The sequence below is a fragment of the Stenotrophomonas sp. YJH_SMC_36 genome, assembly GCF_059369935.1.
Map to the genome: position 1 here is coordinate 42,448 of NZ_JCAFTD010000006.1, position 19,024 is coordinate 61,471.

Here is a 19,024-nt window from a genome sequence, read left to right on the forward strand (position 1 = left end):
TACGAAAACGGCACCTTCACAGGTGCCGTCTCCATGAACCGCTTTACAGGGAAGCTCAGAACTTCGCGTCGAACTCGGCCGCATAGCCCGTGTTGACCAGCACCTTCTGCAGCGACTCGGCCACCTTCAGGTTGCCCGCCACCACCTGCTGGGTTTCCGGACCGCGGTTGTCCATGCGTGCAAGCGGCGCTCCCTTGAAATCGCACACCTTGCCACCGGCCTCACGCACCAGCAGCACGCCGGCCGCGATGTCCCAGGCCTTCACCCCGGCCTCGAAGTAGGCGTCGGCGCGACCGCAGGCGACATAGGCCAGGTCCAGCGCAGCGGAACCGGTACGGCGGATGTCCTCGGCCTGCACCAGCAGGGCATCAACCGCCTTCAACTGGGCGCCGGCACGGGCGCGCTCGCGCGGAGCGAAGCCGGTCTGGATCATGGTGCCGCCCAGGTCCTTGCGATCCGCCACGCGGATGCGACGGTCGTTCAGCACGGCGCCCGCGCCACGGCTGGCGGTGAACAGCTCGTTGCGCAGCGGATCGAAGATGACCGCGTCGGTCGGCTCGCCGTTCTCGACCAGGGCGATCGATACACAGTAGTGGGGCACGCCGCGCAGGTAGTTGCTGGTGCCGTCCAGCGGATCGATGACCCACATGTGGCGATGTTCGCCCTGCACGCCGCCTTCCTCGCCAAACACGCCGTACTCGGGATACGCGCGCTTGAGCTCCTTGACGATGACCTTTTCCGCGTCGGCATCGACTTCGCTGGCGTAGTCCATCCGCCCCTTCTGCACCACGTTCAGTGCCTCGAGCTTGTTGATGTTGCGCAACAGGACGTTGCCGGCGAGGCGGGCGGCCTTGACCATGACGGTGACGGCGGGTTTCTGCATGGCGTGGGCTCCCGGAAAGGCAGAAGGGTAGGACTGGCGGGGGAAAAGAGCGGGTCCGGCGCAGTGGCCGGCCGCACAGTTTACCATTGGTCATCGTCCAGCTCGACCTTTTCCCTGTTCATGTCCCAGTTCCCCGCCGCCACCCGCCTCCGATTCGTCCTGGTCGGAACCCAGCATCCCGGCAACATGGGCGCCGCCGCCCGCGCCCTGAAGACCATGGGCCTGGCCCGCCTGGTACTGGTGGCCCCGGAAAAACCGCTGGACGAGGAGGCATTCCGCCGCTCGGCCGGCGCCGAGGACGTGCTCGGCGATGCGCCCGTGGTGGCCACCCTGGCCGAGGCCGTCGCCGACTGCCGTCTGGTGCTGGGGTGTACGGCCCGCGCACGCCGGGTCCAGCTGGAGGAGTACCTGCCCGCCGACGCAGCGGCCCGTGCGGTCGCCAAGGCCGGTGAGGGTGCCGAGGTGGCGCTGGTGTTTGGCCGGGAACGGACCGGCCTGACCAACGAGGAGCTGCAGCTGTGCCACGCGGCGGTGCACATTCCGTCCGATCCGGCGTTCAGTTCGCTCAACCTCGCCGCCGCCGTGCAGGTGTTGGCCTACGAGGTGCGCATGCAGCTGCTCGGCGCCCAGCCTGCCGTTGGCGCCGAACCGGGCTTTCGTGAGCAGGTGGCCAGCCACGAACAGATGGAGAGCTTCTTCGCCCAGCTTGGCGACACCCTGGACGAGATCGATTTCCACAAGGGCCGTGCGCCGGAGTCGGCGATGCGCAAGCTGCGCCGCCTGTTCCTGCGCAGCGAGCCGAGCGAGCAGGAAGTGCGGTTGCTGCGCGGCATCCTGGCCGATGCCCAGCGCATGGCGCGTCTGGCCAAGCCGGGCAGTCACAACGGCTGACGACGTTCTCATTTTTTCGGGTAGTCTGTCCGGATACCCAGGGGGGGATGAAACCGGTGTCGGGTCTGCGAACGGCAATGCAGGGGGCGCTGCTGAGCCTGGCCATGGTCCTGCTGGCCGGAACGGTGCGTGCTGCGCCGGATCCGGTGCTGGTGCTGGGCCGGATCAGCGACGATCCCAAGGCCCATTACCAGCAGCTGCAGCCGCTGCTGGACTACGTGGTGGCACGCATGCACGACGTCGGCATCCAGGAGGGGAGGATACTGATGGCGCGTGATCCGCAGCAGATGGCCAGCTATCTGCGGCGGGGGCAGGTCGACTGGGTCACGGAAACCGCCGGAACCGCAGTGGCGCTGGGTCAGCGCAGCGGTGCGCGGCCGTTGCTGCTGACCGAGCGCAATGGCGTGCGTGAGTACCAGACCGTATTCTTCGTGCGCCGCGACAGCCCGTTCCAGCGGCTGGAGGACCTGCGGGGCCACCGCCTTGCGCTGCAGAACACCGCATCCACCAGCGCCTACCTGGTGCCGGTGATGACGTTGCTGGGCCACGGGTTGTCCCCACAGATCCTCGCGGGTACGTGGGACGCTCCGGGCACGGACAGCGTCGGCTATGTGTTCGCCCGCAGCGAGCTGAACATCGCCACCTACGTGCACAAGGGCGTGGCCGATGGGGGTGCGGTGAGCAGCGTGGACTGGAACGATGAACGGCGCATGCCGCGGGCGTTCCGGCGCGACTTCCGCGAACTGTTGCGCACGGAGCCCTATCCTCGCGCCGTGGAGGTGGTGCGCGCCGACCTGGATGCACGCGTCCGTGACCGCCTGCAGGAGGTCCTGCTGCAGGCGGCCAGTGATCCACAGGCACAGGCGGCGCTTCACCGTTTTTTTGGTACTTCCGGTTTCCACCGCGTCGACGCGCATGCGCAGCAGCGGCTGGATGAATTGAAACAAGGATTGACGCGCGTGCGGATGGAAGTGGAATGAAGTGGCTCGGCTCGGGAATGCAGGCGCGGTTCCTGCTCGCGATGGGCGGGGCGATGCTTGTGGTGGTGGCGATCCTGGCGGTGCTGCTGGGGCGGCAGGCGGCGATGCAGAGCGAGGTGCGCAACCTCAGCGGCGGCGTCATCCATGAACTGTTCGACCGCAGCGTGCGCAGCCGCGGCGAAGCGATCGCCCGTGAGCTTTCCGATGCGCTGGCCAACCCGCTGTACTACCACGATCTGGACCAGGTCGGCGCACTGGTGCGCAGCACGTCGCGGCAGCCCGTGGTGCGCTATGTGCTGGTGTTCGACGAACGTGGCCGGCTGGTGCACGACGGTTCGGTGGAGGTCGCCGCCTTCGGTCAGCCGATGGGAGACCCCCTTGCACCGGGCGCGATCGCCGCGCGGACGCTGGTGGTGCAGCAGTCGCCAAAGGTGCTCGACAACACGATGCCGATCATGGTCGGCAACCAGCGCATCGGCGGCGTCCGCGTCGGCATGGCGCTGGACGAAGTGCAGCAGCGCGAGCAGGCCGCCAACGCAACGCTGGGCGAGCGCCTGCAGCAGGTCGGCAGCCGTCATCTGGGCTGGCTGCTGCTGATGCTCGGCCTGCTGGTGGTGATCGGCGTGGCGGTGATCTTCTACGTGCAGCGCACCCTGGTCGCGCCGATCCGCGACCTGGCGGTGGCGGCCCGTCGCATCGAAGCCGGCGACTACCAGGCGCCGCTGCTGGAGAATACCCGCGACGACGAGGTCGGCGAGCTGGTGCGGGGATTCGCCCGCATGCGTGATGCCATCGCCCGCCACGACCGCGAGGTGCGGCACATGGCCTACACCGACGCACTGACCGGCCTGACCAACCGCTTGGCGTTCCGCGAAGCCCTGGACCACCGGCTGATGGCCGCGCGTGCGTCCAAGCAGCGGTTGGGCCTGTTGTTTGCGGACATCGACGATTTCAAGCGGGTCAACGATACCCTCGGGCATGAAGCGGGCGACGAAGCACTGCTGCAGTTTGCCCAGCGGATCGGCCGCGCCGTCGCCGAGGCCGGGGGCGATGAGGCGCTGCTGGCCCGTTTTGGCGGCGACGAGTTCGTGATCCTGGTCGGCGACGGCGATGTCGCTGCCAATGCGCGGCTGCTGGCCGAGGTGCTGGTGCGCGAACTGGGCAAGCCGCTGGTGGTGCAGGGCAGGGAGCTGTTCCTGGGCACCTCCATCGGCGTGACTCTGTTCCCGGACGATGCCGCAGACGCGACCACACTGCTGAAGAACGGCGACATCGCCATGTACCAGGCGAAGATGGCCGGCAAGAATTGCTACCGGTATTACAGCCGGGCGATGGACCATGCTGTCGAGCGCCGCGTGCACATGGAACAGGAACTGCGCGGCGCCTGGGAGCGCGGCGAGCTGCGCCTGGCCTACCAGCCGATCTTCCGCACCCGCGACCGGCGGATGGTCGGCGTCGAGGTGCTGCTGCGCTGGCAGCACCCCACTCTGGGCACGATCCCGCCGTCGGTGTTCATCGAAGTGGCCGAGCAGAGCGGGCTGATCGAGGTGATCGGGCCGAAGGTGCTGCGCGCGGCCTGCATGGAAGCGTCGCAGTGGCCGCGCAGTGCGGGCGGCGATGATCTGTTCGTGTCGGTGAACGTGTCGCCCCGGCAGCTGCGTGGCGGCGAGCTGCCGTCACTGGTCGCACAGTGCCTGCATGAGTCGGGGCTGCCGGCTTCGCGCCTGCATCTGGAACTGACCGAGACCGCCGTGATCGGTGATGAGATGGTGGCCGCGCAGTTGCTGGACAAGCTGCATCGCACCGGCGTCAAGGTGTGGCTGGACGACTTCGGCACCGGCTTCTCGGGCTTGAGCCACCTGCGCCAGGTGCCCGTGGACGGCGTGAAGATCGACAAGAGTTTCATTGCCGACATGCAGCGTGATCCGGACGACCTGGCGCTGACCACGGCGATCATCGCCATGGCCCACGCGCTGGGCATCACGGTGGTTGCCGAGGGCATCGAGCAGCAGGCGCAATTCGAGCTGCTGGCCCAGCGCGGCTGCGATCTTGGCCAGGGCTACTGGCTGAGCCACCCGGTCACCGCGACCGAAGTGGTGCGGATGATCGAGTCCGGCGTCTGAATCCTGGTTCAGGGGTCAGATCCCTTTCTGCAGGAAACGGCTCTGACCCCGGCGGGATCGCTACAGCGGGCGCTTGCTCGGGTCGCCGGGGAGTTCCCGCACCAGCTTGGGAACCAGGTAGCCGGACAGGCGCGCGGTCAGGCCGGCGATCAGCTCCCTGGCGCGGGTGTCATCCACCTCGAAGTGGGCCACGCCCTCGACCCGGTCCAGCTGGTGCAGGTAATAGGGCAGCACGCCGGCGGCAAAGCTGCGTTCGCTCAGTTCCTGCAGCGCCTGCACGCTGTCGTTGACGCCACGCAGCAGCACTGCCTGGTTCAGGAGCTGGGCGCCGGTGCCACGCAGGCGCGCCATTGCCGCGTCCACGCTCGCATCGAACTCATTGCGATGGTTGGCATGGACCACGATCGCCAGCGGCCACGGCAGGCTGCCCAGCCAGGCCAGCAGCTCGTCATCGACCCGTTCCGGCAGCACGATCGGCAGCCGGGTGTGGATGCGCAGGCGACGGATGTGCGGAATCCGCCGCAGCGCGTCGGTCAGTTCGACCAGCTTGTGGGTGGCCAGCGACAGCGGATCCCCCCCGGACAGGATGACTTCGTCGATATCGGGATCGGCGGCGATGGCGTCCACCGCTTCCCACCAGCCCCCCTTGGCGGCATTTTCAGCGGCGTAGTCGAAGTGCCGGCGGAAACAGTAGCGGCAATTGATCGCACAGCTGCCGGTGGCGATCAGCAGCGCCCGGCCCCGGTACTTCTGGATGACCCCGGTCGCCTTCCTGGCCGCACCATCGCCCACCGCGTCGAAGCTGAACCCGGGAACGACCTGCATCTCGTCATTGACCGGCAGTACCTGGCGCAGCAGCGGGTCGGCCGCATCGCCCTTGCGCATGCGGGCCACGAACCCGTCCGGTACGCGCAGCGCGAACTGGGCCATGGCCGCCTCGGACACGCCCAGTGCGACCGGATCCAGCTCCAGCCGCGCCAGCAGTGCGTGCGGGTCGCGCAGCGCCTGGCGCCAGAGTTCCTGCCAGCGTGCGGGTGCACCCGGCGACGACGGGCGGGGAAAGGCGGAAAGCTGCATGGAGAGGGGGCCTGCGGTTATCATGGGGGCAGAAAAACAGTCGCCCACCGGCATCCGGTGGGCTTTCCATTCTACCGGCTCGCCGCACCCGCGGCGGTTTTGCCATTTGAGGAGCTTGAGCATGGCCACTGTGGGCATGAATGACGTCAAGAACGGGATGAAGATCCTGGTCAACAATGAACCGGCGGTCATCACCGATACCGAATACGTCAAGCCGGGCAAGGGCCAGGCGTTCACCCGCGTCAAGTACCGCTTCATCCGTTCGGGCCGCGTGGTCGAACTGACCATGAAGGCGACCGACGACCTGGAAGTGGCCGACGTGGTCGACACCGACATGAACTACATGTACAGCGATGGCGAGTACTGGCACTTCATGGATCCGGAGACCTTCGAGCAGGTCCAGGCCGACAAGGCCGGCATGGGCGGCGCCGAAAAGTGGCTGAAGGGCGAGGAAGCCTGCATCGTGACCCTGTTCAACGGTGCGCCGATCTTCGTGCAGCCGCCGAACTTCGTCGAGCTGAAGATCACCGAAACCGATCCGGGCGTCCGCGGTGACACCTCCGGCGGTGGCGGCAAGCCGGCCACGCTGGAAACCGGTGCCGTGGTCCGCGTGCCGCTGTTCGTCAACCAGGATGAAGTCATCCGGGTCGACACCCGTTCGGGCGAGTACTCCTCGCGCGTGAAGTAATCCGGCGCAGCCGGATGACCTGTGAGTCGGGCCCAGGCCCGGCTTTCCGGGCATCGCCCGGAACCCGTTGCCGACGTCCACGGCGCCGCAACGGACAGCCGCCGGGCATGGCCCGGCGCTACCGCCTCCCGTGAGGTTCTCCCCCCAGCCAAGTGAGCCTGCATGAGCGACAGCCCGCACCTCCCCGAAGCCTGCGACCTGCTCATCGAAGCCGGCTACGTCGTTCCGATCGAACCGCATGCCGTGGTGCTGGAAGACCATGCCGTAGCCGTGCGTGGCGGCGAGATCGTGGCCGTGCTGCCGCGTGCCGAAGCGCGGGCGCGCTTCCGTGCCGCGCAGGTGGTCAGCCGTCCGGACGCCGCGCTGATGCCGGGCCTGGTCAACGCGCACACGCACAACCCGATGACCCTGCTGCGCGGCGTTGCGGATGACCTGCCGCTGATGACCTGGCTGCAGGAGCACATCTGGCCGGTGGAAGCGGCGGTGATCGGCCCCGAGTTCGTCGCCGACGGTACCACGCTGGCCATTGCCGAGATGCTGCGCGGCGGCACCACCTGCGCCAACGAGAACTACTTCTTCGGCGACGTGCAGGCGGCGGTCTACAAGAAGCATGGTTTCCGCGCGCTGGTGGGGGCGGTCATCATCGATTTCCCGACCGCTTGGGCGAAGAGCGACGACGAGTACTTCGCCAAGGCCGGGGAACTGCACGACCAGTGGCGCAACGACAGTCTGATCGGCGTCGCGTTCGCACCACATGCGCCCTACACGGTCAGCGATGCCAATTTCGAGCGGGTGCGGATGCTGTCCGACCAGCTCGACATGCAGGTGCACCTGCATACCCATGAGACCGCGCAGGAAGTCAGCGACTCGATCAGGCTGCATGGCCAGCGTCCGCTGGCGCGACTCGATCGCCTCGGCCTGGTCAATGACCGGTTGATCGCGGTGCACATGACCCAGCTGACCGACGCGGAGATCCACCTGTGCGCCGAGCGTGGCGTCAGCGTGGTGCACTGCCCGGAATCGAACCTGAAACTGGCCTCCGGTTTCTGCCCCGCCTGCGCCCTGCAGCGCGCAGGCGTGAACCTGGCCATCGGTACCGATGGCTGTGCCAGCAACAACGACCTGGACATGTTCAGCGAGAACCGCACCGCGGCGATCCTGGCCAAGGCTGTCGCCAACGACGCCACTGCGCTGGACGCGGCCACCACGTTGCGCGCTTCCACGCTCGGTGGTGCCCGTGCGCTGGGCTTCGGCGAACGGATCGGCTCGATCGAGGTGGGCAAGCAGGCCGATCTGGTCTGCGTGGACCTGTCCGCGCTGGAAACCCAGCCGCTGCACAACGTGCTTTCGCAACTGGTGTACGCCACCGGCCGGCAGCAGGTGAGCGACGTCTGGATTGCCGGCAAGCCCAAGCTGGTGCAGCGCGAGCTGGTCGGCATGGACCTGCCGGGCATCATCGCCAACGCGCGCCAGTGGCGCGAGCGCATCCGCCATATCCGCGCCTGAACCCCGGCGCTGCAAGGATTCCCCATGACTGCCCCCCATGCTTCCTCCAATTTCGATCAGGCCGAGCTGGACAAGTTCGCCGCACTGGCCAACCGCTGGTGGGACGCCGATGGTCCGCAGAAGCCGCTGCATGCACTGAACCCGGTGCGCCTGAAGTACGTGGCCGACCGCGTGCCGCTGCGCGGCGCACGCGTGCTCGACATCGGCTGCGGTGGCGGCCTGCTGAGCGAAGCACTGGCCCAGGCCGGCGCCGATGTCACCGCCATCGATCTGGCCCCGGAGCTGGTCAAGGTCGCGCGGCTGCACGCGCTGGAAAGTGGTGCCAAGGTCGACTACCGGGTGCAGGCCGCCGAGGACCTGGCCGCTGAACAGCCGGGCAGCTTCGATGTGGTGACCTGCATGGAGATGCTCGAGCACGTGCCGGACCCCGGCGCGATCATCGAGGCCTGCAGGCGGCTGCTGAAGCCGGGGGGGCACCTGTTCCTGTCGACCATCAACCGCACGGCCGCCGCATTCGCGGTGGCCATTGTCGGTGCCGAATACGTGGCGCGCCTGTTGCCGAAGGGCACCCACCACTACCAGGAATTCATCAGGCCGGCCGAACTGGCACGCTGGTTGCGCGAGGCTGATCTGCAGCTGGCCGATGTCAGCGGCATGGCATACGAGCCGTGGCGCAACCGTGCCCGCCTCAGCACCCGCACCGACATCAACTACCTGGCCTACGCGGTCAAGCCGGCATGACCGCCACGCACTTCCCGCGCGCGGTGCTGTTCGACCTGGACGGCACCCTGCTGGACAGTGCGCCGGACTTCGTTGCCACCTGCGACGCCATGCTGGCCGAACGTGGACGCGCGCCGATCGATCCGGCGCAGCTGCGCCCGGTGGTGTCCAAGGGCTCGCGGGCGATGATCGCGGCGGCCTTCCCGGACCTGGATGCGCATGCGCGCGACGCGCTGATCCCGGAGTTCCTGCAGCGCTATGAAGCGTTGATCGGCCAGCACGCGGTGCTGTTCGATGGCGTCGCCGGCATGCTCGCCGCGCTCGATGCTGCTGGAACGGTATGGGGCATCGTTACCAACAAGCCCGAGTACCTGGCGCGGTTGATCCTGCCGCAGCACGGTTGGCAGCAGCGCTGCGCCGTGCTGGTCGGCGGCGACAGCCTGGCCGAGCGCAAGCCGCACCCGCTGCCGCTGCTGCACGCTGCGCAGGCGATCGGTGTCGCGGCAAGCGACTGCGTGTATGTCGGCGACGACGAGCGCGACATCATCGCGGCGCGCGCCGCGGCCATGCCATCGGTGGCAGCGCTGTGGGGCTACCGCCTGCACAGCGACGACCCGTTGGCCTGGCAGGCCGATGTACTGGTCGAGAACGCCGCACTTCTGCAACTGGCCAGCCTGTGGCCAACCCGGCCGGCACGCCCGGCCCACCCGTAAGGACGATCGTAGTGAGCAGCACCGCGCTGGAAAGCTTCCTCGACAAATGGCGCAGCCGTTGGCCGGAATGGTCGGTGGCCGCGCCGTTCGTGGCCGAATCGCACCGTGAGTTGGCCGTAGCGTGGTTCGCGCTGCTGCAGGAATTCGACGACATGCTCAATACCAGCGGCGATCCGTTGCCGGCCGATGCCAAGCTGGCATGGTGGGGCGAGGAGCTGCGCAGCTGGGAAGGACAGCGTTCGCGCCATCCGTTGGGTCGTGTGCTGGAACCGGTGCGTGCGCCGTGGGCGCGGTTGGCGGAAACGCTGCCGGATCTGGTGGAGGCACGCACCGTCGCGCCGGATGCGGCCAGTGCCAAAGCCGCGCTGGCCCGCTACGCTGAAGCGGTCGCGGCCGTGGAAGTGGTGTTGTTCGATGACAGGCCGCGGACCGGTGCGGGCCGGGCCGTGCAGTTGCAGACGCTGGCCCAGCGCCTGCAGGACGCAGGCGTGGCCGGCGTGCCGCGCAGCCTGCTGGACGAGGACACCCGCTCCGCCGCGCAGCGCTGGGCGCAGCACCTGTTGAAGGGGTGGGGCACGCGCGTGCCGGGCCCGCGCCCGCGCCGCGTGTGGTCCAGCCTGGCCCGTGCACGCCTGACGGCCCAGGCGGCCGGCAAGCCGATCGAGGCGACCCCGCTGCGCACCCTGTTGCGGGTGTGGTGGGCCGCACGCGGCTGATTCCGTTGCCGCTGCGCTCGCCGGGCATGGCCCGGCGAGGGGGCACGCAGGTTACTTCCGCTCCAGCACGAGCAGCGGATCGATGCGGGTGTCGAACCAGTTCATGCCCCAGTGCAGGTGTGGGCCGGTGGCACGGCCGGTGGCGCCAACCGCGGCAATGACCTGGCCCTGCTCGACGCGATCACCGACCTTGACGTCGATGCGCGACAGATGCAGGAAGTTCGAGCTGACGCCGTAGCCATGGTCGATCAGCAGCGTGCCACCGGTCAGGTACAGGTCGGGGCCGGCAAAGGTGACCACCCCGGCGGCAGGTGCCTTCACCGGGGTGCCGGTGGGTACCGCGATGTCCATGCCGGAATGGCCGGCACCGGGCTGGCCGTTGTAGACGCGGGCATTGCCGAAGCGGCCGCTGATGCGGCCCTGCACCGGCCAGATGAAGGTCTGGGTGAAGTCGGTGCGGTCATCGTCGCGGGCACGCGCGGCGGTTACCTGTGCCTGCTCGCGCTTGATCCGTTCGGCAATGGCGGGCGGAGGATTGACCGTCTTCGGCGGTACACCGTTGACCCGTTCGGTCGGCCAGTCGCGCGGCGTCACCGAGATGGTGGCCGTTTCGCTGCCGCCGTCCGGGCGCTGCACCTGCACGCGCAGCGGCCCCTTTTCATCGCGGCCGATACCGAACACCACGCTGCCGTAACCGCTCACGCGCAGCGAGCGGCCGGCATACTGCACGCGGCTGCCGGCGGGAACCTTGCCGATCACCAGCGCGCCCTGCGACGCACTGGCAGGAAACACCACGCGGCTGTCGATCAGGCTGCCGATGCCATCCTGGGCCTGTGCCGCAGATACGGCCCAGAGGGGGGCGGCAACCAGCACCCCCAACATGAGGAACCCACGCATCAGCGGTCGTAGGTCAAGCGCTGGCCGGCCGGCTCGCCCACCAGCATGCTGCCGTCCCACACCCGCTGGCCGTTGACCCAGGTGGAGGCGATGCGCGACCGGAAGGTCGTGCCTTCAAACGGCGACCAGCCGCACTTGGAGAGCACGTCCTCGCGCTTGACCGTGAACGGCACGTCTTCCACCAGCACGAGATCGGCGAAATAGCCTTCGCGCAGGAAGCCGCGCTGTTCCACGTCGAACAGCTGGGCCGGGGCATGCGCGAATTTCTGCACCACCTGCTCACGGGTCAGTTTGCCCTCGTGCACGCGCTCCAGTGCGGCCACCAGCGCGTACTGCACCAGCGGCAGGCCAGACGGCGCCTGCGCATAGGGCTTCTGCTTCTCCTCCCAGGTGTGCGGGGCATGGTCGGTGGCCAGCACGTCCAGCACGTCGTCGGCCAGCGCGGCGGTGATCGCCTCGCGGTCGGCCACGTCCTTGATGGCCGGATTGCACTTGATCAAGTTGCCCTTGGTGGCGTAATCCGGGCGGGCGAAGTGCAGGAAGTGCACGCAGGTTTCGGCGGTGATCTGCTTGCGGCTGCCATCGGCCCGGATCAGCGGGCCCTTCTCGAACAGTGCCAGTTCGTCGGCGGTGGAGATATGCAGGACGTGCAGGCGGGTGCCGTGCTTGCGTGCCAGCGACAGCGCCAGCCGCGTCGACTTGATGCACGCTTCGCGCGAACGGATGTCCGGGTGCATGTCCGGGGTCAGCGCGTCGCCGTATTTTTCCTGGAAGGCTTTCAGGTTGGCATCGATCATCGGCGTGTCTTCACAGTGCGTGATGATCGGGGTCGGACACTCGCGGAAGATCGCGTCCAGTGTTTCCGGGTTGTCCACCAGCATGTTGCCGGTGGACGCGCCCATGAACACTTTCACGCCCGGCGCCTTCTTCGGATCGAGCTGGCGGATGGCCTCAAGATTGTCGTTGCTGGCCCCGTGGTAGAAGCCGTAGTTGGCCCAGGCGCGGCCACGCGCCAGTTCGTACTTGGCTTCCAGGATGGTGGAGTCCAGCGTCGGCGGATTGGTGTTGGGCATGTCCATGAAGCTGGTCAGGCCACCGGCCACGGCCGCTGCCGATTCACTGGCGATATCGCCCTTGTGGGTCAGGCCCGGCTCGCGGAAGTGCACCTGGTCGTCGATCATGCCGGGCAACAGCCAGCGGCCGGCGGCGTCCACCACCTGCTCGCCCTCGCGCGGCGCCAGCCCGGTGCCGATCTGCGCGATGCGACCGTTCTCGATGCGCAGGTCGCCGTCGAAGGTGCGGCCTTCATTGACCATGCGGGCATTGGTGATGAGCGTGGAGGACATGTCAGTGTTTTCCTGTGCAACGGCATGAAGGGGTGTCGGTGCGTTCGGGCACGAGGTCGACACCGCCGGGGTGGAAGGGGTGGCAGCGGCCGAGCCGGCGCGCGGCCAGCCAGCTGCCGCGCAGCGGGCCATGCAGGGAGATGGCTTCCATCGCGTATTCAGAACAGCTGGGCACGAAACGGCAGCGTGGCCCCAGCAGGGGGCTGATGAAGCGCTTGTAGAAGCGCAGCAGGGCAATGAGCAGGCGCGAGATCACCCAGTCATCTTATGCCAGTTGGCATGAAGGCCGCATTTGTGCAGGATGGGCCGTTGGTCGCATGTCGCCGATGGCCTGCGACCGGTACCGGCACCTTCGGGTGCCGGCCAGGTTCCGTACCGCGCGAGGCGGTCCGTGTTCGTCGGACTGCCCCTTGGGGGCCTTGACTCCAGGACTGAATGGAGCGGGGCTGTCGAGGTTGCTGCTGCGGGTCGGGTAGGCTATAAAGGCCCGCTTTCCCGGGCCCCGGGGAATCCAAGGAAGAGCGTTTCGTGGCTGCTAAAAAAACTGCAAAGAAGGCCGCAAAGGCCGCCAAGAAAACCGCCAAGCCTGTTGTGAAGAAGTTGGCGGCAAAGCCCGTTGTCAAGAAGCCGGCGGCCAAGCCGGCGACCAAGGCAGCGTCCTCGCAACCGGCGGCCAGGAAGGCCACCGCGAAAAAAACGCCGGCCAAGGCAAGCAAAGCGGCCGTCAAGAAGGCCGCTGCGCCGGTCAAGGCCAAACCTGCTGCTGCCAGCAAGAAGGCGCCGGCAGTGAAAAAGGCCGCCAGCAAGGCGGTGCCGGTCAAGAAGGCTGCTGCCAAACCGGCTGCGAAGAAGCCGGCAGCGAAGCCGGCGCCGAAGGCGGCGGTGAAAAAGCCGGTTGCACCGCCAGCGGCAAAGAAGGCCGCGGCGCTCAAGCCGGCGGCCAAGCCTGCCGCTGTAAAGAAGGTCACCAAGAATATCGCCACGCCGGCTGCCAAGCCGGCACCGGCCCCCGTAGTGAAGTCCGCACCGAAGCCTGCCGCAACGCAGGCTCCGGCCAAGCCTGTCCCGGCCAAGACCGCGGCAGGTGCTGCAGCCAAACCGGCACCCAAGCCGGCCTCGGCCGCTGCACCTTCCGCGTCGACCGCCCCGCAATCCAAGAATCCCGTGCCCGTTTCGAAATCGCCTGCCAAAACCGCCGTGAAATCCGATCCCGCTCCGAAGACCGTGTCGCGCCCTGTCGGCAAGGTCGCCGTGGCCGTCGCCGCCCGCTCGGCCGCCCCGGCCCCGCGCAGCAAGTACAAGGTTGTCGAGTACAAGACCGACGAGGCCACCGGCCGCCCGATCCTGCCGGCCGGTTACAAGCCGTCGTCGGAAGAGGAATACATGAGCCCGCTGCAGCAGGAGTACTTCCGCCAGCGCCTGCAGAACTGGCGCGCGGACCTGGTGGAGGAGTCCAAGCAGACCATCGAGAATCTGCGCGAGGAAGTGCGTGACATCGGCGACGAGGCCGAGCGTGCGACCCGTGAGACCGAGAACTCGCTGGAGCTGCGCACCCGCGACCGCTACCGCAAGCTGATCGGCAAGATCGACAGCACGCTCAAGCGCCTGGAAGCCGGTGATTACGGCTACTGCGTGGACACGGGTGAAGAGATCGGTCTGGAGCGCCTGGAAGCCCGTCTCACGGCCGAGCGCACCATCGACGCCCAGGAGCGTTGGGAACACCTGCAGAAGCAGCAGGGCGACTGATTCCCGGTCGTTGTCTGGTCATGCAGAAAAACCCGGCCTTGGCCGGGTTTTTTGTTGGGTTCACGTTGGCTGTGTAGAGCAGCGCCTTCCGGGTATCGGGTGGAGCCCGCGGGTGTAAGCTCGGCCGCGGTATCCATGCCGCGGACGGTTCTGCCCGGCCCCACCGACAGGCTCTCGACGCTTCCCTGCGTGCGCGGCCGTAGAGCCGAGCCCACGCTCGGCTCAGGCCGAAGCCGGAGGGCAAGGAATAGCAAAAGCAAAAGCAAAAGCAGCCAAGCATGGCTTGGCTCTACCAGGAGCGGTCATGCGTGCGCTCGCGGCTGTTGGGTCCGCCTTGTGGCGAGCCGAGCACCGCAGGGGAATCAGGGGCGAAGAGGCGCGGGTGTCCGAGCGAAGCGAGTTCCGCGCCGTCCCCTGATTCGCCGAGGAGCGCAGGGCACTGGCGCGCAGCGCCGGCTCGCGGATGGCGGCGTGTTTCTTTGGTGACTTTCTTCGCACGAGCAAAGAAAGTTACACCCCGCCGCGGTCGCGGAAGAAGCCCGTCGGGCGCGGCCCGGCGCAACCGCTGCGTGGGCGCACGGAAATGCGCAGCCGAGCATGGGCTCGGCTCTACAGGTTCACTGCAGGTCGCGAAGATTCAACTTCCGCAGCGTCGGGTTCTTCCATGCCGTGATGCCGGCCACGCTCAGCACCGCGAAGCCCCCCAGCACCACTGCCGGTACCAGGCCCAGCAGTCGTGCCATCGTGCCGGCATAGAAGGCGCCCAGTTCGTTGGACGAACTGATGAAGATGCCGTTGATCGACGATACCCGCCCACGCATTTCCTCGGGCGTCGCCAGCTGCAGGATGGTCGAGCGGACCACCACCGACACGCCATCGAAGGCGCCGTAGAACAGCAGGATCAGCGCCGACAGCCAGAAGTGCTGCGACAGCCCGAAACCGATCACGCACAGCCCGAAGCCCGCGACCGCAGACAACAGCACCCGGCCGGCGTTGCGGTGCAGGGGGTGCCGGGCAAGCCACAGGCCCACGCCGATCGAGCCCAGAGCGGGCGCAGCGCGCAGGATGCCCAGCCCTTCGGGTCCATGGTGCAGGATCTCATGCAGGAAGGCGGGCAGCATTGCCACCACACCGCCCAGCAGCACCGAGAACATGTCCAGCGCCATCGCGCCGACCATGATGCGGTTGCCGACCACGAAGCGCGCACCTTCGGCGATGCTCTGGAAGATCGGTGCTGCGGGGCCGCTGTGCACCGGTTCCTCCACCTTCAGCGTGGCCAGGCAGGCCACTGCCACCAGCGCGAAGGCCGTCGCCACGCCATAGGACAGCCCCTTGCCTCCCAGGCCGACCAGTACGCCGCCCAGTGCCGGACCCACCACCATGCCGGCCTGGAACACCACGGCGCCCAGTCCCGCACCGCGCGCGAACTGCTCGCGCGCCAGCACGCGGGCGAACAATGCATTGTAGATCGGCGAAAGAAAGGCACGGACCATGCCGGTCAGTGCGATCGCCGCATAGATCGGCCATACGCCGTGGAACGGCAGCCAGCCCATGGCGACGCTGGTCAGTACCAGTGCGGTGGCGATCAGGCCGGAGCAGGCGACCATTCCCAGCTTGCGCCGCGGTAGATGGTCGACCAGATAGCCGGCGAACGGGGCCACGCAGAAGAACGGCAGCACTTCGGCCAGACCGATCAGGCCCAGCGAGAACGGATTGCGGGTAACTTCGTAGATGTGCCAGCCGACGGTGACGGCCACCACCTGGTAGGACAACATGGCGAAGATGCGGTAGGCCAGCAGCTTGGCGAAGCCCGGCCGGGCCAGCAGGCCCAGCGCCGTGTCTTCGGCCGGGGCGGTCCCGCTCACGGGTGTCCGCGCTGCAGCTGGGCCTGCGCCGTCTCGCGGATGAAGGCCAGCATCGCTGCGACGCCGTTGCTGCGGGTCGGCGAAAGATGGCGGGCCAGGCCGATGTCCTGGATGTAGCTCGGCTGCGTGTCCAGGATTTCCTGTGCCGAGCGCCCGGAATAGACACGCAGGGCCAGGAAGATCAGGCCGGAGACGATCGCCGAATCACTGATGGCGTGGAAGCGCAGCGACTGCGCATTGCCTTCCGGAACGATCCAGACCATCGACTGGCAGCCGAGCAGGCGGTGTTCTTCGGTCTTCCACTCTTCGGGGAAGGCCGGCAGCTTGCGGCCGAGGTCGATCAGGTACTGGTAGCGCTCGGACCAGTCGCCGAAGAAGCCGAATTCCTCGGCGATGGCGGCCTGGGCCTCGGCAGTGGTGGGTTCAAGCGGGAACGGGGAGTCGATCACTGCAATCTCTTGGGTGGGGGCGTGGCGGGCGCGGATCAGCCGCGCTTGCGCGACCAGCGCACGCCCTGCGGGGTGTCTTCCAGCACGATGCCTTCGGCGGCCAGCTGGTCGCGGATGGCGTCGGAGCGGGCGAAGTCACGCGCCTTCTTGGCGGCGGCGCGTTCATCGATGAGGCCCTGGATGCGCGCATCCTCGCCATCATCGTGGGCAACGGTGCCGAACCACTGCGCCGGGTCGGCCTGCAGCAGGCCCAGCGCCAGACCCGCACCGAGCAGCTCGCCTTTCAGGCGCGCCTGTTCGGCCGGCTCGATGGCGCGGCGTGCTTCGGCGGCGATGCGCGCCAGTTCGGCCAGTGCCTGCGGCGTGTTGAGGTCGTCATCCAGGGTTGCCTCGATCGTGGCCGGGATCACCGCCACGGCCGGAACCGCGGCGAGCTCGCGCAGGGTGCCGTAGAGGCGGTCCAGCGTGCGCACCGACTGTTCGATCAGCGCGTCGGACCAGTCCAGCGGCTGCCGGTAGTGGGCCGACAGCAGGGCCAGGCGCAGCGCTTCCGGCGGGTGCTGGCGCACCAGGTCGTGCACGCGTTCGATGTTGCCCAGCGACTTGCTCATCTTGGCACCGCCGAAATTGAGCATGCCGTTGTGCAGCCAGAAGCGGGCGAAGATCTTTCCGCCATGGGCGCATTCGCTCTGCGCGATTTCGTTCTCGTGGTGCGGGAACTGCAGGTCGACACCACCGGCATGGATGTCGATGGTCTCGCCCAGATGGGCGGCAGCCATCGCCGAGCATTCGATGTGCCAGCCGGGGCGGCCACGGCCCCACGGCGAGGCCCAGCCCGGCAGGTCGTCGGTGGACGGCTTCCACAGCACGAAATCGCCTGGATCGCGCTTGTACGGCGCGACATCGACGCGGGCGCCGGCCAGCATTTCTTCCGGGTCGCGGCGGGAGAGCTTGCCGTAGCCATCGAAGCTGGCCACGGCGAACAGCACGTGGCCCTCGGCGGCATAGGCATGACCGTTGGCGATGAGCTGCTCGATCATGGTGATGATCTGCGGCATGTGCGCGGTCACTTCCGGTTCGATGTCCGGCGGCACCACGCCCAGCGCGGCCATGTCCTCGCGGTAGGCGGCGGCGAAACGGTCGGTGATGGTGCTGATCGGCACCCCCTGTTCGCGCGCGGCCGTGTTGATCTTGTCATCCACGTCGGTGATGTTGCGGGCGTAGCGCAGGGCGCCGAAACGCCGCCGCAGCAGGTCGGCCAGCACCCCGAACACCACCGGCCCACGGGCATTGCCGATGTGCACGTAGTTGTAGACCGTCGGGCCGCACACATACAGGGTCGGACAGGCCGGGTCGAGCGGAATGAACGGTTCGAGCTGGCGTGTCAGGTTGTTGTGCAGGCGCAGGGTCATGGGGGTGTGGCTGGGGGACAAGCCTGCGATTTTAGAACGTGTCGGCCCCCTTTGGGGCGACCGCCTGCCACCGGTGGACCCGGGGGCCACCCAGGTGGGGTGGGCAGGAGCGGCGCGGACGGGTAATGTTCAGCCCCTTGCGCTCGTCACTGCCTACACTATTGCCGTGTCCTTGCTCCCGTCGCCAATGAAATCCACCGCGTTGCTGACCCTGGCCTGGCTGTCGGCGTTGCCGGCCGTGGCTCTGGCCCAGGAGGGGGAGCCCCGCAACCGGGTGGTGATCGTGGAGAACGTGAAGTTCGACTACGCCCAGGTGCTGAACGTCGAGCCGGTGTTCCAGACCCTGCGCGCGACCCGGACCGAGGAGCACTGCGAGCCGGTGTCGACCCGGACCCTGGCCCCGGTGAACGTCACCGGCGAGGAGCCGACGGAGGACAAGGGCCGGATCAGCCGCTTCTGGGACTCGGTGCGCTCGATGTTCAAGCGCAGCGACGAGGAGGCGGTGGACGAGACCGCAGCCGAGACGCCGGCCGCGCCCACCGGTCCCACCAACAACGGGCCGATGCTGACCCGCGACTGCCGGATCGTTCCCGTCGGGCGCGAGTTCCGTCGGCCCATCGCCTACGACGTGGATTACGTCTACAGGGGCACCAAGTACCGCTCGCGCCTGCCGGAAGACCCTGGCAACCGGCTCAAGGTCCGGGTCTCGATCACGCCCTGGGTCGGCCCGGAGCAGGGCACCGCCAGCAATCCCTGATTCTGGGACCCCGGCCCCTTGCGCCGGCGCCGGCCGCGTGCAAAGATGCCCGGCCATGAAGCTCACCGACTTCCAGCACGACAGCAGCGCAGCCCGACAGGCGTCGGGCATGACCTCGCGTGCCCGTCGACCGGAACCCCACATTCTCGCTGGGTAACCGGAGCTTTTTGCTGTTCGTCCGATAGAAACCCAGCCCGCCGGCTGGGTTTTTTCGTTTCCGCTTCCTGAAAGCTTCAACTGCAACGATTTCAACCC

At 67.7% G+C, this 19,024-nt stretch carries 18 protein-coding genes; 10 read left to right on the plus strand and 8 right to left on the minus strand.

Annotated elements, in window-relative coordinates:
• Window positions 1-55: 55 nt before the first annotated feature.
• Window positions 56-883, minus strand: a complete 828-nt coding sequence (locus tag AC5P76_RS12350) for an inositol monophosphatase family protein (protein ID WP_053520092.1) — start codon at window positions 881-883, stop codon at window positions 56-58.
• 120 nt (window positions 884-1,003) lie between these two features.
• Between AC5P76_RS12350 and AC5P76_RS12355 the strand changes: the two genes are divergently transcribed.
• Genes AC5P76_RS12355 through AC5P76_RS12365 form a run of 3 tightly spaced genes read left to right on the plus strand, consistent with a single transcriptional unit; the run spans window position 1,004 to window position 4,877 of the window.
• Entirely contained in the window at window positions 1,004-1,774 is a 771-nt protein-coding gene (locus AC5P76_RS12355) for an RNA methyltransferase (RefSeq protein ID WP_053520091.1), read from the plus strand.
• Window positions 1,775-1,821: 47 nt separating this feature from the next.
• Window positions 1,822-2,754: a phosphate/phosphite/phosphonate ABC transporter substrate-binding protein gene (locus tag AC5P76_RS12360; RefSeq protein ID WP_053520090.1), complete on the plus strand. Its 933-nt coding sequence runs from the start codon at window positions 1,822-1,824 to the stop codon at window positions 2,752-2,754.
• Complete coding sequence (locus AC5P76_RS12365; protein WP_053520089.1) at window positions 2,751-4,877, plus strand: putative bifunctional diguanylate cyclase/phosphodiesterase; 2,127 nt, start codon at window positions 2,751-2,753, stop codon at window positions 4,875-4,877. Before AC5P76_RS12360 ends, AC5P76_RS12365 begins: the two co-directional genes overlap by 4 nt.
• A 60-nt stretch (window positions 4,878-4,937) precedes the next feature.
• On the opposite strand, the gene epmB is transcribed toward AC5P76_RS12365, so the two are convergent.
• Window positions 4,938-5,954: an EF-P beta-lysylation protein EpmB gene (gene epmB, locus AC5P76_RS12370; protein ID WP_065175508.1), complete on the minus strand. Its 1,017-nt coding sequence runs from the start codon at window positions 5,952-5,954 to the stop codon at window positions 4,938-4,940.
• 121 nt (window positions 5,955-6,075) lie between these two features.
• Here epmB and efp point away from each other — a divergent pair, with 121 nt between their 5' ends.
• The 5 genes from efp to AC5P76_RS12395 all read left to right on the plus strand — a co-directional run bounded on the left by efp (window position 6,076) and on the right by AC5P76_RS12395 (window position 10,297).
• Entirely contained in the window at window positions 6,076-6,642 is a 567-nt protein-coding gene (gene efp, locus AC5P76_RS12375) for an elongation factor P (RefSeq protein WP_053520087.1), read from the plus strand.
• A 162-nt stretch (window positions 6,643-6,804) separates the two neighbouring features.
• Window positions 6,805-8,148, plus strand: a complete 1,344-nt coding sequence (locus AC5P76_RS12380) for a TRZ/ATZ family hydrolase (RefSeq protein ID WP_053520086.1) — start codon at window positions 6,805-6,807, stop codon at window positions 8,146-8,148.
• Between the two features lie 24 nt (window positions 8,149-8,172).
• Window positions 8,173-8,889, plus strand: coding sequence for a bifunctional 2-polyprenyl-6-hydroxyphenol methylase/3-demethylubiquinol 3-O-methyltransferase UbiG (gene ubiG / locus AC5P76_RS12385; RefSeq protein ID WP_065175506.1), 717 nt, complete (start codon window positions 8,173-8,175; stop codon window positions 8,887-8,889).
• Window positions 8,886-9,581: a phosphoglycolate phosphatase gene (locus tag AC5P76_RS12390; protein ID WP_065181926.1), complete on the plus strand. Its 696-nt coding sequence runs from the start codon at window positions 8,886-8,888 to the stop codon at window positions 9,579-9,581. Before ubiG ends, AC5P76_RS12390 begins: the two co-directional genes overlap by 4 nt.
• An 11-nt stretch (window positions 9,582-9,592) precedes the next feature.
• The gene (locus tag AC5P76_RS12395; RefSeq protein ID WP_253119476.1) at window positions 9,593-10,297 is read left to right on the plus strand and encodes a squalene/phytoene synthase family protein; all 705 of its coding nucleotides are present in this window, start codon (window positions 9,593-9,595) and stop codon (window positions 10,295-10,297) included.
• A gap of 51 nt (window positions 10,298-10,348) precedes the next feature.
• Here AC5P76_RS12395 and AC5P76_RS12400 read toward each other — a convergent pair whose 3' ends face one another.
• Genes AC5P76_RS12400 through yidD form a run of 3 tightly spaced genes read right to left on the minus strand, consistent with a single transcriptional unit; the run spans window position 10,349 to window position 12,796 of the window.
• On the minus strand, window positions 10,349-11,194 hold the full coding sequence (locus AC5P76_RS12400) for a M23 family metallopeptidase (RefSeq protein ID WP_065181928.1): 846 nt from the start codon (window positions 11,192-11,194) through the stop codon (window positions 10,349-10,351).
• A complete protein-coding gene (locus tag AC5P76_RS12405) occupies window positions 11,194-12,540 on the minus strand; it encodes a dihydroorotase (RefSeq protein ID WP_197600317.1) in 1,347 nt (448 codons plus the stop codon). Before AC5P76_RS12405 ends, AC5P76_RS12400 begins: the two co-directional genes overlap by 1 nt.
• A 1-nt stretch (window position 12,541) precedes the next feature.
• Window positions 12,542-12,796: a membrane protein insertion efficiency factor YidD gene (gene yidD / locus AC5P76_RS12410; protein WP_053519683.1), complete on the minus strand. Its 255-nt coding sequence runs from the start codon at window positions 12,794-12,796 to the stop codon at window positions 12,542-12,544.
• A gap of 272 nt (window positions 12,797-13,068) precedes the next feature.
• On the opposite strand from yidD, the gene dksA reads away from it, so the two are divergent.
• On the plus strand, window positions 13,069-14,286 hold the full coding sequence (dksA, locus tag AC5P76_RS12415; RefSeq protein ID WP_128989529.1) for an RNA polymerase-binding protein DksA: 1,218 nt from the start codon (window positions 13,069-13,071) through the stop codon (window positions 14,284-14,286).
• A gap of 617 nt (window positions 14,287-14,903) precedes the next feature.
• Here dksA and AC5P76_RS12420 read toward each other — a convergent pair.
• From AC5P76_RS12420 to cysS, 3 genes are read right to left on the minus strand one after another with little or no spacing between them, the layout of a single operon-like run.
• Entirely contained in the window at window positions 14,904-16,151 is a 1,248-nt protein-coding gene (locus AC5P76_RS12420) for an MFS transporter (RefSeq protein WP_180875549.1), read from the minus strand.
• A complete protein-coding gene (locus tag AC5P76_RS12425; RefSeq protein WP_053519686.1) occupies window positions 16,148-16,600 on the minus strand; it encodes a SufE family protein in 453 nt (150 codons plus the stop codon). The genes AC5P76_RS12420 and AC5P76_RS12425 overlap by 4 nt, the downstream gene beginning before the upstream one ends.
• 35 nt (window positions 16,601-16,635) lie before the next feature.
• Window positions 16,636-18,012 carry a cysteine--tRNA ligase gene (gene cysS / locus AC5P76_RS12430; protein ID WP_065181932.1) on the minus strand — a complete coding sequence of 459 codons (1,377 nt, stop codon included), beginning with the start codon at window positions 18,010-18,012 and terminating at the stop codon, window positions 16,636-16,638.
• A gap of 187 nt (window positions 18,013-18,199) precedes the next feature.
• Between cysS and AC5P76_RS12435 the strand changes: the two genes are divergently transcribed.
• On the plus strand, window positions 18,200-18,769 hold the full coding sequence (locus AC5P76_RS12435; RefSeq protein ID WP_053519688.1) for a glycine zipper 2TM domain-containing protein: 570 nt from the start codon (window positions 18,200-18,202) through the stop codon (window positions 18,767-18,769).
• The last annotated feature ends 255 nt before the right edge of the window (window positions 18,770-19,024 follow it).